The organism is Sphingobium sp. SA2, assembly GCF_032227065.1.
Classification (GTDB): domain Bacteria; phylum Pseudomonadota; class Alphaproteobacteria; order Sphingomonadales; family Sphingomonadaceae; genus Sphingobium.
In genome coordinates this window covers 364,053-379,215 of sequence record NZ_JAPMXX010000001.1, presented here as the reverse complement: position 1 = coordinate 379,215, position 15,163 = coordinate 364,053, and the positions used below count along the sequence as shown (strand labels likewise).

Genomic DNA, 15,163 nt, shown 5'->3' with positions numbered 1-15,163 from the left:
CCCGTCTCCTCGCTGGGGGCGGGAGGAACGAGGCTTATTACTGAGGACGCTTGCCCATCGACCGGAGCATCGCCTGGAGTTCACCGATGCTCTTGTTCTGCTCGGCAATCGATTTCTGGGCCATTTGCCGGGTCTTCGCATCGGGCGACTCCCGGAGAACGATCTGCGACATGGCGATCGCACCGCGGTGATGCTCGATCATCTTGCGGACCCACGTCTCGCTCGCATTAGCGCCCTTGGCCTTCATCATCTTTTCGTGCATCGCCATTTCGGCGGGCATGAAAGGCGTGTTCATGCCAGGCATGTTGTCGTGGTTCATGCCTTGCATTTTCGAATGGTCCATGCCCTGCATCTGCTGCTGAGCCAAAGCGGGGCTCGCCGACGTCGCGGCCAGAGCCAGAAGTGTTACTGTCTTGAACATCGACTTCTCCTTCTTGACCTCAGCCAACCCGACAAGACTAGTCGGCCTCAAAACCATGTGCGAATGCCCAGAACGAGGCTGGTGGATATCGCATCCTCGCCATCCTCGCGTGCAAAACGAGCAGAACGGCCCACTCTGCGCTCGTACGAAACGCCTATATAGGGGGCGAACTCTCGCTTCACCTCGTAGCGCAGCCGCAAGCCAAGCTCGATATCCGACAAGCCCGAACCGATCCGGTCTGCCGGAACGTCCTGCGCCGCAAACTCAGCTTCGACACGAGGCTGGAGAATCAGCCGCTGGGTGATGCGCTGATCGTAATAGCCTTCAACGCGGCCCAGCACGTCTCCCTTGCTAGACAAGAACAGTGCGCCCTCGACATCGAAGAAACCCGGAGCCAGGCTCTCAAAACCGACTGTCGCGTAAACACGCGAGGGATTAGGCTTGAAGTCGTACCGGATCCCTGCCTGAAAATCGGTATATGGTCCGATTGCCCGTGCGTAGAGCGCCTGCAGCTCCGCCCTTTCCAAGCTTCTCCCAAAGTTCCCTTCGCCCTCGGTTTTAAGAACCAGACGATTAACGTCGCCACCGTACCAGGCGCTGCCATCCCAACGATAAGCATCGCGACCATCCCGGATCTGGACTTCAGCCAGGTTGAATATGACCTGCGAGAAATTCTGCCCGCCGTGCATCGACCGCAGATGCTGCTGCGAATGCGCCATGGCAGCGGCAGAGTAGACCTGGTCCGCGGCACGATCCGTCGGAATGGGGGGCGGCGGAGCGGTGCCGGCCTGCAGGTTGGTGCCGATCATCGCCGCGCCCGTGCCTGAGGGCATGCTTCCCATGTCGTGTCCCGGCATGCCTTGCATCGCGCCCGAACTCTGGCCCATTCCCGGCATCGATCCATGGTCCATGCCTTGCCTGGTGCTTGGCTGGCCGGAGGCGGCACCGCCGGAGGCACTTGGCATGGCCGACATGTCGTGCGCGGTATTGGGGTTGGGGTTGGCTCCAGGCGTATTCATGCCCGGCATGGTCGTCATGTCATGACCGGCGTGAGGATCGGCAACGATCGTTGCAGGGGCCGGAGGCTTGGCGGGCTGATTCGCAGCGGGCTTGGCCCCCGATCCCGTTTTCGCGGGCGGTGTCGATCTAGCGGCGGGCTTTGGGGACGCTTTGCGCGCGACGGGCTTGGTCGCTGCGGGCTTCTTGGCGGCCGGCTTTTTAGCGGCCGGCTTTTTCACCGCTGGCGTATTTGACGGCGGCATCTTCATGCCCGGCATATTGGAATGGTCCATCTGCGCGGCCACCGGACTTGCGAGGCCAAGTGCCGCGCCGCCAGCGATCAAGAGGAACTTAGGCTGCATCGCGGTTCTCCTCGCCCATCGGGCGAACCGTCACGACACGCATCATCCCCGCGGTCATGTGATAAAGATTGTGGCAGTGGAACGCCCAGTCGCCGGGCGCATCGGCCGTTACGTCGAATGTCATCTTACCGCCGGGCGCCACATTCACCGTGTGCTTGCGAGGCGCGAAGTCGCCATGTCCGGTCACCAGCTCGAAGAAGTGGCCGTGCAAATGAATTGGGTGCGGCATCATCGTGTCATTGACCAGGGTGACGCGCGCGCGCTCGTCCTTGCGGAACGGGATGGGGTCGGCAGGGTCGCTCATCTTCTGGCCGTCAAAGCCCCACATGTAGCGCTCCATATTGCCCGTCAGGTGGATCTCCAACTGACGCGACGGGGCGCGAACGTCCGGGTTGCGGTCGAGCGCGACAAGATCGCGATAAGTGAGCACGCGATGATCCGCGTCCTCCAGCCCCTGCGGCGGCTCGCCCGTGCGGTCCTTCGGCATCGGCGAGATGGTCTGCACTCCCGGCCCCATCTTGACGCCGGGCGCGTTCTTGGGGTTGCGCATGTTCATGTCCATGCTGCCGCCTGACCCATGATCCATCCCGGCCATGCCGCCGCTGCTCATCTGACCATGGTCCATGCCCGCCATCCCGGCAGCGCCCGCCGCCATTTGGCTATGGTCCATCCCTGGCATAGCGCCGCTCATCTGGTCGCCCCCCATCCCAGCCATGCCGGCCATCGCAGCGCCTACCGCCTTCGTTCCGTGATCGGTGGGCTCTTTCCACCCGGTGAGCTTCCACAGGTTGCGCGAGGCATTCTGCATCAACGTGGGATCCGGCCCGCGCTTTGCGACCGGGTTCTCGTCCGCCATACCGGACATCCCCTCCATCCCGCTCATGTCCATGCCCATGTCGGTCATGGTCAGCAACGTGCGCGGGCGGAGCGGCGGGACCGGGGCGATCATGCCCTCGCGCGGGGCCAGTGTCGCGCGCCCCATGCCGGATCGGTCGATCGCCTCGGAAACGAAGCTGTAGGCGCGGTCCTCGGGCGTCACGATCACGTCGAAGGTTTCCGCGACGCCGATCTGGAATTCGTCCACGGTTACCGGCCGGACGTTCTGGCCGTCGGCCTGCACCACCGTCATCGGCAAGTCAGGGATGCGCACGTTGAAGTTGGTTTGCGCCGCAGCATTGACGATGCGCAGCCGAACCCGCTCGCCCGGTCGGAAGAGGCCCGTCCAGTTGTCGTAAGGGCCAAAGCCATTGACGAGGAAGGTGTAGGTCGACCCCGTAACATCCGCAATATCGGCCGGGTCCATGCGCATCTTGCCCCATTCCATCCGATCCTTGAGGCGCATCTCGCGGCCGGCGAGCAGCCCGCTCAGCGTCGGGCGCTGATAGTTGAAATAGGCGCCGCCCATCTGCTTGAGCTTGCGGAAAATTTCCTCGCCCGTCATTTCGCTATGGTCGGAGAGGACGATCACATGCTCGCGGTCGAACGCGATCGGGTCGGCACCGGCCGGATCAATCACGATGGGTCCGTAGAGCCCTGCCTGCTCCTGTTCGCCCGAATGGCTGTGATACCAGTAGGTGCCCGACTGCAAGATCGGGAATTCGTATACGAAGGTCGAACGCGCCTTGATGCCAGGGAAGCTGATGCCGGGCACGCCGTCCATTTGGAACGGCAGAATGAGCCCGTGCCAGTGAATCGAGCTATCCTCGTCGAGATTGTTGGTCACTGCGAGACGGACGTTCTGGCCCTCCTGGAGGCGGACGAGCGGTGCGGGCACGGTGCCGTTGACGCCGATTGCCGGCGTCGTGATCCCGTCCATGACGAGCTTCATCCTGTCGATCGTCAGCGCGATGTTTGTGCCCGACACGGTCGGCAGGGGCCTGGCGATGCCGCGCGACACAGGTTGCGCCCAAGCCGGCAGGTAGGCCGACATGGCCAGCGTGCCGCCAAGCATGGCGGTTCCGCGCATTACGTCGCGCCGGTTTAGATTGCGGCTCATGCCTTTCCTTCGCTCCAGTTCAATGCTTGCGGCCGGCGGCGGGGGGGGGCCGCCGACCTTATCTTTCATTACGCGCAAATAGGCTCATCCCCTCACGCGAAGTCGAGAATTTTCGATAATCTTTCACGCGCACGCCGGAGCCGCGTCTCCACGGCCTTTCCGCTGATCCCCAGCGCGGCGGCGGTTTCCGCCTGGGACAAGCCCTCCACGGTCCGCAGCAAAAGCGTCTCCTTGAGCGTGGCCGGCAGCTCGGACACCGCGCGCGAAAGCCGCGCAAGCTCTGCGCGATCGAAGGTGATGGCGTCGGCACCCGGCGCCTCGTCCCGCTCACTCTCCATGGTGTCGGGCGGCAGCGAAGAGGCGAACGATAGTATCTGGCGTATGCGCCGCCGCCTGTGCCAGTCGCGGCTCTTGTTGATCGCCACGCGGGTCAGCCACGCAGCGAGCGGCCGATCTCCGTCATACTTTCGCAAGTTCTGAAAGGCGGCCACGAAGCATTCCTGAGTGAGGTCAAGCGCCTCTTCGGCGTCGCCGATATGCGAGCGGATCAGGCGGTAGACCGGTCTTTGGTGCCGCCGCATGATCTCAGCGAACGCAGCCTGACGTCCGGCGAGCGTCAAGGCGGCGAGTTCGCCGTCCGTGCAGGCCGCGAGATCAAGGCTCACCGCGCGTCTGCGGTCAGCGCCTTCACCACCGCGCGGTCAAACGTCCTCGCCTGGTCGGGCCGCAGGATCTGCCGCATCGCGAACATATGGTTCAACGTCTCCTTCTGGAGCTCACCCATCGCGCCGTGCGAACGATCGACGGCGGCCGCGACCTGCGGCCCGTTACCATGTTCGGCCTCGATGGCGGCGGCGAGCCGGGCGTTGTCGGCTCTGAGTTCCAGCTCCAAGGCACGCCTTCGAACGGTGAAGTGAGACTCCAGCATCTGGAGCTTGGTCTGTTGAGCTTCGTCCAGCTCGAGCCCGTCGTGGAGCAAGCTGTGAAGCTCAACGCCCGGGCTTGGCGGGGAGGGGAATAACTCACGTCCAGCCCACACGCCTGCGACCGCCGCCACGAACGCGACGATGGCGATCAGCATCGTCCTCCGGGCGCCGCTCGTCACTGGAACGCGAGTAAGGTCGAAGGCGCTAGCGGCATGGCAGGCCCGAAGGGTGTTAGCGTCGGCACCTGCGCAGTCGTCGCTGCGGACGACAATCCGCCGCCCACCACTCCCAAGGCGACTGCGCCTAGCGCTGCCAGCATGCCGGATCGCAGCGTAACTCCGCCGCCCGCGCGCCGCTCCGCCGCGATCAACCGCATGACATCGCCTTCCAGTTCAGCAAGCCGTGGATGAAGCGGTTGCTCGGCAAGGCGGCGCAACGCGCTGTCTAAATTCATGTCCATGTTCATTCCTCCGCCGTCCTCACATCCATTACGCACGGCCGGTGAACACCCCTCGAGTCCGAAGCGAGCGAATGTCACACACCCCCCGGACGCGGCTGCGCACTCTTCCATTGCGTCCAATCGCTCGCAGCTCGCTAGACAGGCCGGGCACACGCGTCCCGCTGTTCGAATTCCCTGTTTTATGGGAGGTCAAAATCGGTCGGATGACACGCAGACCGGCAATCGATGCGGTTCCGCGGCCTCGCCGTCGCAGAACCCCCGTTCAGAACGATGAGGGCGGCCCAATCGGGCGGCCACGCCTTGATATCAACCCACCCCCAAGGCCGGCCTGAGGCCTGTGAACGGGCTGGGGCGACGGCGCGATGTTTGCTATTTCCGATGACGTTAGCGTTCAAATTGCGCGGGCACGGATGAGCGCGTCACCGAGTCGAGCCTGGTAGCTCGTTGAGGGGACGGCACTTACCCTGCGAAAAGCGCCCGAGCAATCCTTGACGCCCCACATTTCAAATGCCCTGACCGCCGTCTTTTCCTCCAGCTGGAGCTAGAGTTCGGCCTGACGGTGAGGGTCGCGTCGTTCGTCTTTCCCGGCGTTCTGGCGGCATTCGCCGTCGTGCTCAGCCTGGGTTTGTCCCGAAGACTCTGGAAAGCCCGTCCGGTGCCCGCCACCGGATCAGGTACATAAGCCGGACCGCGGAGCCGACTTTAAGCCCGCAGGACAGCGAGAGGGAAACGGCTTAGGATATGGGGGAAAGGGGCAAAAGGGTGCCGCGGACGGCTCCGCGCGCCTGGTAAGCTTCGACTTCCGAGCTGAGACGAGTTCCCGGCGTAAGGTGCTTCCGTCCCGTCTTCACGCGAGCTGCCGAGACTATTCAAACCCGGTTCAGCACGTTCGGCGCACACATCTCTCCAGCCCGATCGGCCACTCGCGGTACGACGAGCGTAGTTGTGGAGAAGGAACATGTTCAAGCTCGCGATCGCCGGATTGGCACTCATCGTAGCCGCACCGGCCCTCGCCGAACCGCCGGCCCATGCCGGCCAATCCAACGGCCATGGGTATCAGAACCAGAGCTACTACAGCCAAGGCTATGGCTATGTTGAACCGCAGGGTCACGGCCGAAGTTACGGCTCTTACCAAGGCCAAGGGCATAGCAGTTACGGTAACGGTTATTCCAATTACGGCAACTATGGCTACGCCTCGAACCGGCACGCCCGTCGGGACTACCGCCGGGAAGTACGTCATGCGCGTCGCGACGCGCGCCGGTACAACGAGCATGGTTACAACCACTAGGATGCACAACGGCGCGGGCCACCGCGCCGTTGTCACTTCTGAAGAGTGACAACGCGTCTGACACGCAAGAGTACGGAGAAGGTCGCGGGCGTGCGGCTTTAGGCAATCTTTGCTCTGACACCCGCAATTAGGAGCCTCCGCGCCACTTCGAGAGCCACGCCGAAAACTAGGTGCGAGACAAAGCCGCGCAGGTGCGTCGAAGCCGCGACCTCCGAAGCGGGGGGACTAAAGCCCAACGCCGGCATCGCCATCTCGTCGGCGACCAGCGACACCGCCGCTCCGTAGGCGGTTCCGAACCCAGCGCTGGTCTCTGGGCGAACCTCCACCGCGGCTCCGTAGAGAGCGCCGAGAAACACCCCAAAGCCGTAATGAACAGCTGCTCCCGCAGGCTCACGATATCCCTCCGGTACCGGTTTCCCTACGGTAGCTTCCGTTACAGCGTCGGCCACCTTGACGGTGTTGGGCTCGTCTCCGACATCCCTATCGCCCGAAGCGGCTTTCCAGGCTTCGTGGAACTCGGACATTACCCACGAGGCCACCAACCCCGCCGCCGCGCCCGTCACAGCGCCTTCGATTACGCGCTCTGTGTTCACATCCATCTCTCCGGCGCCTTGTCTAAAAGCTCATTCTAACCGTCGCTCGCACTGTCATCGGCGCACCGGGCATGATGTTGTTGTCGTTGTAGGCGGACGAGAAATAGTTGCTGTTGAGGAGGTTCTCGACGTTGATTTGCGCCTCGATCTGGGGGGTGAGCTTGAAGAATGCGGCGGCATCGACGCGGGTGAAGGCGGGCAGGATGGCGGTGTTGCTGATGGACGTGAAGCTCCTCGACTGGTGATAGACCCCGACCCCGGCCCCAAGGCGAGGGGTGAGGTCGTAGCGGGTCCACAGCGAAGCCTGCTGTTTGGGAACCAGCGGAACCTCGCGCCCGGCCGGGGCGGCACTCGTCGTTTTGCGAATTGTCGCGTCCTGCAGCGCATAGCCCGCGCTGATCTGCCACTGGGGTGTGATCGCGCCGCTAAGGCCGAGTTCGAGCCCTTTGCTGCGCTGCGCGCCCGTGAGCACCGTCCGTGCGGGGTCATTGGGGTCGGCCGCGCGGGTGTTGGTGCGGTCAAGCTGGTAGATGGCGGCGGTCAGGTTCAGCGTCGGGCGGATATCCCATTTGAGGCCAAGCTCGTAATTGTCGAACCTCTCCGGCTCCAGCGCGGCGCTGGTGACATCGAGCGATGAGAATTGATCCCCCGACTGCGGCAGGAAGGACCGGCTATAGCTGGCGTATATCGAGACAGGTTGCACCGGCTTGAGCACCACGCCCACTCGGGGAGACCAAAGCGTGTCGGTCCGGCGATAGCTCTGCCCGGCAACCAGGTCGTCGACGTTAAGCGTGAAGCGGTCGCGGCGAACGCCGCCGATCAGATCGACATGGTCGCCGATCGAGATCTGGTCCTGCACATAGAAGGCGGCGGCGTCGGCGTTCGTGCGGATTGACCGGTAGCCGGTATTGGGAGTGGTGCGCAGCGTGACCGGCGGCACCGTGATCGGGTCGGCCAACCCGACAAAGACGCGCCGCCCCCCGTTGACGATATCACCACCCCCGAAAAAGCCGTTGATCCGCTGGTTGCGCGTGCGCTGGTCGCTAATTTCGAAGCCAGCGAGCAGCACGTGGCGGACGGGTCCAGTGGTGACCCTCCAAACAAGGTCGTTCTGGTTGAGCAGGTTCTTGCGTGTCGTGGGATCGCTATACGCTTCGAGGCCGACGCTCTGGACGCCGCCGCGCGACGTGACCGGGGTGACCGGAAAGGCGTTCCGATAGAGCTTGTCGTAATCACCATACAGGACCCGACTGGTCAGGGTCAGATTGTCGCTGAAGCGGTGCTCGACGCGCCCATTCAGGACCTTGGCCTCGAAATCGCTGACGTTGAATCCCGGCACACCGAAGAAGGTGTCGCGGGCGCCGGTGAGCGGGCGTGACGGGCTCGTCAGCGAGCCCTGAACGGCCGAGGGGACGCCTCGGTCGATCGTTCGCTTGTCGCTGTTATATTCGAAGCCCAGATCGATCCGAGTCGCACCGCCGAGCGAGAGCGCGACGGTCGGGTTGATCGCAACCCGGCGCCCGTCATAGAAGTCGCGATTGTTTCGGAACTCCTCGTAAACGGCGTTCATCCGGGTGGAGACGGACTCGCTGAGTGGCTGACTGATGTCGGCGTCGACATACCATGCGCCATATGTGTCCGCCGAACCGCTGCCGCTGATGAAGGCGTTGGCGACAGGGCGCTTGGTGACGCGGTTGATTACGCCCCCGCCGCCGCCGCGCCCGAAGATCATCGCGTTGGGACCTTTCAGAACCTCGATCCTCTCTGCATTGTAGAGGCCGCGATAATATTGCACGTCGTCCCGCAAGCCATCGACGAAGAAGTCTGCGGTGCTGCTGTTCCCGCGCAGGATGATCTGATCGCGGTGTCCCTCACCTTGGGAGATTACGGCGCCGGGGACATAGCGTAGTACATCGGCAATAGAGCGCATCGCCTGGTCGTCGATCTGCGTTTCCGTGATGATCGAGACCGCTTGGGGGACATCGTTGAGCTCGGTCGGTGTGCGCGTGGCGGTGCTGGTCGCATCGATCTGATAGCCGTCGCGGACGCCGGTCACGATGATCGTTTGCGAGGTGCTGCCGGGTCCCGGCAGGAACTGGTCTTGAGCCATTGCCGGGACGGTGAGCAGCCCGAAGCCGAGTGCAGTTCCAATACCAAGATTTCTCACCGTTGACCCTTTTGCGAATCTCTCTCACCAACGCAATAGGTGATTTGAGAGTGCGTCGCAATAGCCCTTCGGGGTGGTCGCTGTCAGGCCCGTTGACTTGCTCTCTGAATCACTGACCGGCTGACGCCGGTAGGATCAAGCGGTGGGGCTGAAGCCGTCCTTGTGGGTATGTCGGTCGAGGTAACGCATGATGATGTCATCGGTGATGTTGCCGGATGTGGTCGAGAAGTAGCCGCGCTGCCAGAAGCGTTAGCCCCAATATCGTTTGCGGATGTGCTCGAATTCCTGTTGGATCTTGCGGGATGAGCGCCCCTTGGCCCGGCGCACGAAGTCGCTGACCGAGACGTGCGGCGGGATTTCGACGAACATGTGTACGTGGTCCTTCGACAGCGCGCCGTTGATGATCTTCACGCCCATCTCGGCACAGACCTGACGGATGATCTCGCGCACCCGTAGCCGAACATCGCCGATCAGCACCTTGTACCGATACTTCGGCGCCCAAACGAGATGGTAGCGATGATGGAATGTGGTGTGACAACCGGACCGATACGCCATAGCCTGTAACCTCGGGAAAAGCGGAAGCTTCACGCCTTCGGCGGCTTCCGCTTTTCCCGAGGTTACAGGCTAGCACGCGAGTCTGTGGCTGAAGCCAGTATCCGACTGAAGTCGGAGGGGTTCCTCCTTGCTAGAGGACTCTAAAATATGAGGCCAGCGAAACGGACTACGGCAATGTTACGAAGCCCGACGAGATCACTTATCAGAGCCTGAGTTGGCTTTGCCGTTGCATTACGCCGAACGTCCTCAGCCATGACATGGAAGAGAGCCGAGCCAGTGACGCTCACCGGACGACGATCTTGCCTTTCATGCCGAAAATCGAGTGCATGAAGTGCGAACAATGCACGTCGTAGGTTCCGATCCGGTTGACAACCAGGCGCACGTCCCCGCTTTCTCCGCCTCCCAGATCGACCTCACCCTTGTTGATCGTCGACCGGCTGGCAGGGGCAATACTGGCTTGCTCGAAAAAGGCCTTGGCGACAAAATTGTGGCCGCCCCCTGCCGTGTTAACAAAGCGCAAGCGGTAGGGAACACCGCGTTGAAGCGTGATCGTGGCTGGAACGAAAGCGAAATTCTTCATGTCGATTTCGATCGTCCGGGCGTTCAACCAGTTCGGCGATTGAGCAAAGCCAGGCCCCGCGAGAAGAAGGCCGCAAACAGCGAGGCTTAGCGAGCGCATCGAACATCCCCAGTACAAGCGTATCATAGCACGGATTGAGCCGCAGGCTCATTTGGCCGTTCAAAAGCTGCATCGAAGCGAAAATCCCGAGAAAGGGACGTCAATTCCAACTTCCACGGCGCTAGATTCCGAGCCGATTGGCCTGCTTCGGCGTGCAAGGTGATGTTCATCGAGTAGGTTCGTCGTCGGAATCCGAATGGTGTACATGCAAGCGGGCTCGGTGCGAAACCCGCGTCCACCCAGGCATGCGAGGCAGCTCAAGGATCAAAAGAAGCATCAGAGCGGTTAAGACAGCCAGATGATAGATCCCGTACGCGGCGCTTAACCCGACCGCTGCAGACGCCCAGAGCGTAGCTGCCGTTGTGAGCCCCGTCACGCGCCCAGCGTCGCGCAGGATGATGCCGGCGCCAATGAATCCTACTCCAGTAACAATTCCCGCAGAGATGCGACCTTGGTCCCCGATGGCGTTCGAGGGGGCGTTTGCGGGAGGGGGCGGAATCCTACGCCAAGCTCGCCCAGATAGCCGGCGCGAGATCTTACTTGTTGCTGCCTTCTACGGTCGCGCCAGAAAGGCGACGGCTCAGTTCTATCCGGCGATGGCTACGCATTTTGAAGGTGTCTGGCCCAACGCGCCGATACTCAATGAAGCCGAGAGAACGCCAAAATCGCTCTGCCGCTTCATTCGCTTCCAGCACGGCCAACCGAATCTCTGTGGCACCTCTCGCAGCGGCCCAGCTTTCGACCGTCGAGTAAATTGAGCGTCCGACGCCACGACCACGCTGTGCGGCATCTACGATCATGAAGCCGAGATACCATGTGCCATCACGCGGATAATCGCGGAGGATGGCCGCGATTGCATATAGGCCGCCAGGCCCCTTCCATCCCAGGACAGCTTGATTGTGGGCGCTCTTTTCGGGCGGCACATCGGAGAAAAGCTCGCGAGCATCGTCCAGCGTGGGCGCGGCCCCGTCCTGCAACAGGAAATAGTCGCTGCAACGGTTGTACAGGTCTGCAACGTCTGCGGCGTCCGCTTGGGTAAGTTTGATCGGGGCTCCCGTCATCATCATCGCGTTTTGGCAGCAAGCACGCGCTGACCGTAATCCCGGAGTTCCCCGTTGGGACCGACATAGCGGTAGAGAGTGACGCGCTCGATCCCGAGTTCCTTGCAGAGGTCGGAAACGGACGTGTCGCGTTGGGCCATAGCAGCCTGAGCGAGCCGCACCTGGGCCTTGGAGAGGGCGAACTTGCGGCCACCCTTGCGTCCCCGCGCGCGGGCAGCGGCCAGGCCAGCCATGGTGCGCTCGCGGATCATATCCCGCTCAAACTCCGCCAGTGTGGCAAAAATGCCGAACACCATCCGGCCCGATGGCGTCGTGGTGTCGATCTGCGCGCCCTTGCCGGTGAGCACCCGCAGACCGATACCGCGATCCGACAGATTCTGCACCGTGCTGACCAGGTGGGTGAGCGTTCGGCCGAGCCGGTCGAGCTTCCAAACGATGAGGACATCGCCGTCGCGCAACGATTTCAGGCAGGCGGCAAGACCGGGGCGATCATCACGGCTACCGGATGCACGATCATCATAGATATTGCCTGGCTCGACACCGGCAGCGCGAAGGGCATCGTGCTGCAGGTCGAGCGACTGCGAGCCGTCGGCTTTGGACACGCGGGCGTAGCCGATCAGCATGGATCACAAACGAAGGTTTGAGGCGGTGACGAACATGAGCACATAAGATTGGGCTATTGTGTATCTCAACCAGCATCTCAATCAAGCTATCTCAAACCGTAGCTCGGAAAGAATAAGGAGCATGTATGCCGCGTCGCGTGACCCTGACCGATCGACAGCGCGAGGCGCTGCTTCACTTGCCGGTCGATCAAGGTGAGCTGCTGCGGCACTATACCCTCAGCGATGAGGATCTCGGGCATATCCGCCAGCGCCGGCGCGCCCACAATCGTTTTGGCTTCGCGCTGCAACTGTGCGTCCTGCGCTACCCGGGCCGGGTGCTCGCTCCTGGCGAGTTGATCCCGGCGCAGGTATCGGATTTCATCGCGGCCCAGCTCGGCCTGACCAGCGACGATCTACTCCTCTATGCCGCGCGCGAGGAGACCCGGCACGAGCATCTGGCGGACCTTCGCCGAATCTACGGCTATCGCTCCTTTTCGGGGCGGGGCGCACGGGATTTGCGCGAATGGATCGCTCGGGAAGCCGAGGCGGCGACATCGAATGAGGATCTTGCCCGTCGCTTCGTTGCGGAGTGTCGCCGCACCCGCACGATCCTTCCCGGCTCCTCGACGATCGAGCGCCTTTGCGCCGATGCGCTGGTTGAGGCCGAGCGCCGGATCGAGGATCTTATCGCCCATCGCATCACGCCAACCCTGAGCGAGAATTTGGCTCACCTGTTGGAGGATACGGTGGATGGTCGCGTCACGCGCTTCGTATGGCTGCGACAGTTCGAGGTTGGCGCAAATTCAGCAGCCGCTAACCGGCTGATGGATCGACTGGAATATCTTCAAAGGTTCGATCTTCCGGCGGATTTGCTGGACGGCGTGCCGGCGCATCGTGTGACCCGGCTTCGCCGGCAGGGCGAGCGCTATTACGCCGACGGCATGCGTGATCTGCCCGAAGACAGGCGGCTTGCGATCCTCGCTGTCTGCACCCTGGAATGGCGGTCATCGCTGGCCGATGTCATCGTGGAGACCCACGATCGCATCGTAGGCCGTCTCTATCGGGCCTCCGAACGCCTTTGCAACACCAGGATCGCCGACGAAAAGGCGGCCGTTCGGGACACGCTGAAGTCCTTTGCCGAAATCGGTGGTGCTTTGCTTGGAGCGCAGGACGATGGCACGGCCCTGGACGGGATAATCGCCACCGGGCCTGGCTGGGAACGGTTCAGAACCCTTGTCGCCACGGCCTCCGCGCTGACCAACGTGCTCGCGGCCGACCCGCTCAGCCGTGTGCTGGACGGCTATCACCGTTTCCGCCTCTACGCGCCCAGGATGCTGCGCCTGCTCGACATGCAGGCGGCGCCGATCGCCACGCCTCTTCTGGCGGCCGTTGCGATGCTGCGTAACGGGATCAAGGTCGATCCGCCGGTGGATTTTCTACGTCCCAACTCGAAATGGCATCGTCATCTTCGCGCTGAGCCCAGCGGCGACCACCGGCTTTGGGAAATCGCGGTGCTGTTCCACATCCGCGACGCCTTCCGGTCCGGTGACATATGGTTGGCGGGATCGCGCCGCTATGGCGACCTCAAGCAGCTTCTGGTCCCGCCACAGGCGATAGAGCAGACCGCGCGGCTCGCCGTGCCGCTGCGACCCGGCGAATGGCTGGCCGAGCGCAGGGCTCGACTGGATACACGGCTGAAGGAGTTTGGCCGCGCGGCGCGAACCGGCACGATCCCAGGCGGCATCATCGAGAACGGCAAGCTGCACATCGACAAGCTGAGGGCCGACACGCCCGAAGGGGCCGAGGATCTCGTGCTCGATCTCTATCAACAGCTCCCGCCCGCGAGGATCACCGATCTGTTGCTGGAAGTCGATGAGCGAACCGGATTTTCCGAGGCGTTCACGCATCTGCGCACCGGCGCGCCCTGCAGCGACCGGATCGGCCTGATGAACGTGTTGCTGGCGGAAGGCGTCAATCTCGGTTTGCGCAAGATGGCGGCGGCGACCAACACGCACAGCTTCTGGGAATTGCTGCGGATCGCGCGCTGGCATGTCGAAGGCAGCGCCTATGATCGGGCGCTCGCCATGATCGTGGAGGCCCACGCCGCCCTGCCCATGGCCGCCTTCTGGGGACAAGGGCAATCGGCATCCAGCGACGGGCAGTTCTTCCTTGCTACCGAGCAGGGCGAGGCGATGAATCTGATCAACGCGAAATATGGCAACGTCCCGGGCCTCAAGGGATACAGCCATGTGTCCGATCAATATGCGCCGTTCGCAACCCAGGTGATCCCGGCAACGGTCAGCGAGGCTCCCTATATCCTGGACGGGCTGCTCATGAATGACGCGGGCCGCCGCGTTCGCCAGCATTTTGCCGACACGGGCGGCTTCACCGATCATGTGTTCGCCGCCTGCGCCTTGCTCGGCTACAGGTTCGCCCCCCGTATCCGCGATCTCCCTCAGAAAAGACTCTATGCCTTCACGCCCAACGCGACGCCGGCCAATGTGCGAGCGCTGGTCGGAGGTAAGATCAATGAACCGCTCATCGAGCGCAACTGGCCCGACATCCTGCGCATCATGGCGACGATCGCAGCGGGGATCGTCGCCCCCAGCCAGATTCTTCGCAAGCTCGCCTCTTACCCGCGCCAGAATGAGCTGGCCCTCGCATTGCGAGAGGTGGGCCGCATCGAGCGAACCCTGTTCATGATCGACTGGATTCTTGATGCCGGCCTCCAGCGCCAGGCTCAGATCGGCCTCAACAAGGGTGAGGCCCACCACGCCCTAAAGCGCGCCATCAGCTTCCACCGCCGAGGTGAAATCCGGGATCGATCCGGCGAAGGCCAGCACTATCGCATCGCCGGAATGAACCTGCTCGCCGCCATCATCATATTCTGGAACACCATGAAGCTCGGCGAGGTCGTCAATACCCGGGCCGCCAGCGGTGCCCATATCGCGCCTGATCTACTCGCCCACGTCTCGCCGTTGGGATGGGAACACATCAATCTAACCGGGGAATATCGCTGGCCCAAATCCTTAGCGTAGGATTCCGCCCCCTCCC

At 62.6% G+C, this 15,163-nt stretch carries 14 protein-coding genes and 1 pseudogene; 2 read left to right on the top strand and 13 right to left on the bottom strand.

Translation table 11 applies throughout. The features are described 5' to 3' along the window. Positions 1-37: 37 nt before the first annotated feature. The 6 genes from OVY48_RS01935 to OVY48_RS01910 form a co-directional block, all read right to left on the bottom strand. Positions 38-421 carry a DUF305 domain-containing protein gene (locus tag OVY48_RS01935; protein ID WP_030541567.1) on the bottom strand — a complete coding sequence of 128 codons (384 nt, stop codon included), beginning with the start codon at positions 419-421 and terminating at the stop codon, positions 38-40. Positions 422-468: 47 nt separating this feature from the next. Next, complete coding sequence (locus OVY48_RS01930; protein ID WP_007407010.1) at positions 469-1,782, bottom strand: copper resistance protein B; 1,314 nt, start codon at positions 1,780-1,782, stop codon at positions 469-471. After that, on the bottom strand, positions 1,772-3,778 hold the full coding sequence (locus OVY48_RS01925; RefSeq protein ID WP_030541566.1) for a copper resistance system multicopper oxidase: 2,007 nt from the start codon (positions 3,776-3,778) through the stop codon (positions 1,772-1,774). The genes OVY48_RS01930 and OVY48_RS01925 overlap by 11 nt, the downstream gene beginning before the upstream one ends. A 92-nt stretch (positions 3,779-3,870) precedes the next feature. Next, positions 3,871-4,443: an RNA polymerase sigma factor gene (locus OVY48_RS01920; RefSeq protein WP_004212943.1), complete on the bottom strand. Its 573-nt coding sequence runs from the start codon at positions 4,441-4,443 to the stop codon at positions 3,871-3,873. Beyond that, a complete protein-coding gene (locus OVY48_RS01915) occupies positions 4,440-4,859 on the bottom strand; it encodes a periplasmic heavy metal sensor (RefSeq protein ID WP_030541565.1) in 420 nt (139 codons plus the stop codon). The genes OVY48_RS01920 and OVY48_RS01915 overlap by 4 nt, the downstream gene beginning before the upstream one ends. A gap of 20 nt (positions 4,860-4,879) precedes the next feature. Further along, positions 4,880-5,158 (bottom strand): hypothetical protein, encoded by a 279-nt coding sequence (locus OVY48_RS01910; protein WP_231472092.1) that lies wholly within the window; start codon positions 5,156-5,158, stop codon positions 4,880-4,882. 964 nt (positions 5,159-6,122) lie between these two features. Between OVY48_RS01910 and OVY48_RS01905 the strand changes: the two genes are divergently transcribed. Beyond that, positions 6,123-6,452 carry a hypothetical protein gene (locus tag OVY48_RS01905; protein WP_125458964.1) on the top strand — a complete coding sequence of 110 codons (330 nt, stop codon included), beginning with the start codon at positions 6,123-6,125 and terminating at the stop codon, positions 6,450-6,452. A 98-nt stretch (positions 6,453-6,550) separates the two neighbouring features. Here OVY48_RS01905 and OVY48_RS01900 read toward each other — a convergent pair whose 3' ends face one another. From OVY48_RS01900 to OVY48_RS01870, 7 genes and pseudogenes are all read right to left on the bottom strand, one after another. Continuing rightward, complete coding sequence (locus OVY48_RS01900) at positions 6,551-7,051, bottom strand: DUF1440 domain-containing protein (RefSeq protein ID WP_066551370.1); 501 nt, start codon at positions 7,049-7,051, stop codon at positions 6,551-6,553. A 16-nt stretch (positions 7,052-7,067) separates the two neighbouring features. After that, positions 7,068-9,212 (bottom strand): TonB-dependent siderophore receptor, encoded by a 2,145-nt coding sequence (locus OVY48_RS01895; protein WP_231472091.1) that lies wholly within the window; start codon positions 9,210-9,212, stop codon positions 7,068-7,070. 135 nt (positions 9,213-9,347) lie between these two features. Then, positions 9,348-9,767 (bottom strand): annotated as a pseudogene (gene tnpA / locus OVY48_RS01890) (IS200/IS605 family transposase). A gap of 283 nt (positions 9,768-10,050) precedes the next feature. Then, on the bottom strand, positions 10,051-10,446 hold the full coding sequence (locus OVY48_RS01885) for a cupredoxin domain-containing protein (protein ID WP_197419094.1): 396 nt from the start codon (positions 10,444-10,446) through the stop codon (positions 10,051-10,053). A gap of 166 nt (positions 10,447-10,612) precedes the next feature. After that, positions 10,613-10,891 (bottom strand): MgtC/SapB family protein, encoded by a 279-nt coding sequence (locus OVY48_RS01880; protein WP_313922044.1) that lies wholly within the window; start codon positions 10,889-10,891, stop codon positions 10,613-10,615. Positions 10,892-10,982: 91 nt separating this feature from the next. Further along, a complete protein-coding gene (locus OVY48_RS01875) occupies positions 10,983-11,513 on the bottom strand; it encodes a GNAT family N-acetyltransferase (RefSeq protein WP_007686150.1) in 531 nt (176 codons plus the stop codon). After that, the gene (locus tag OVY48_RS01870; RefSeq protein WP_008832583.1) at positions 11,510-12,130 is read right to left on the bottom strand and encodes a recombinase family protein; all 621 of its coding nucleotides are present in this window, start codon (positions 12,128-12,130) and stop codon (positions 11,510-11,512) included. The genes OVY48_RS01875 and OVY48_RS01870 overlap by 4 nt, the downstream gene beginning before the upstream one ends. 125 nt (positions 12,131-12,255) lie before the next feature. On the opposite strand from OVY48_RS01870, the gene OVY48_RS01865 reads away from it, so the two are divergent. Then, positions 12,256-15,147, top strand: coding sequence for a Tn3 family transposase (locus OVY48_RS01865; protein WP_313921735.1), 2,892 nt, complete (start codon positions 12,256-12,258; stop codon positions 15,145-15,147). Positions 15,148-15,163: the final 16 nt, after the last annotated feature.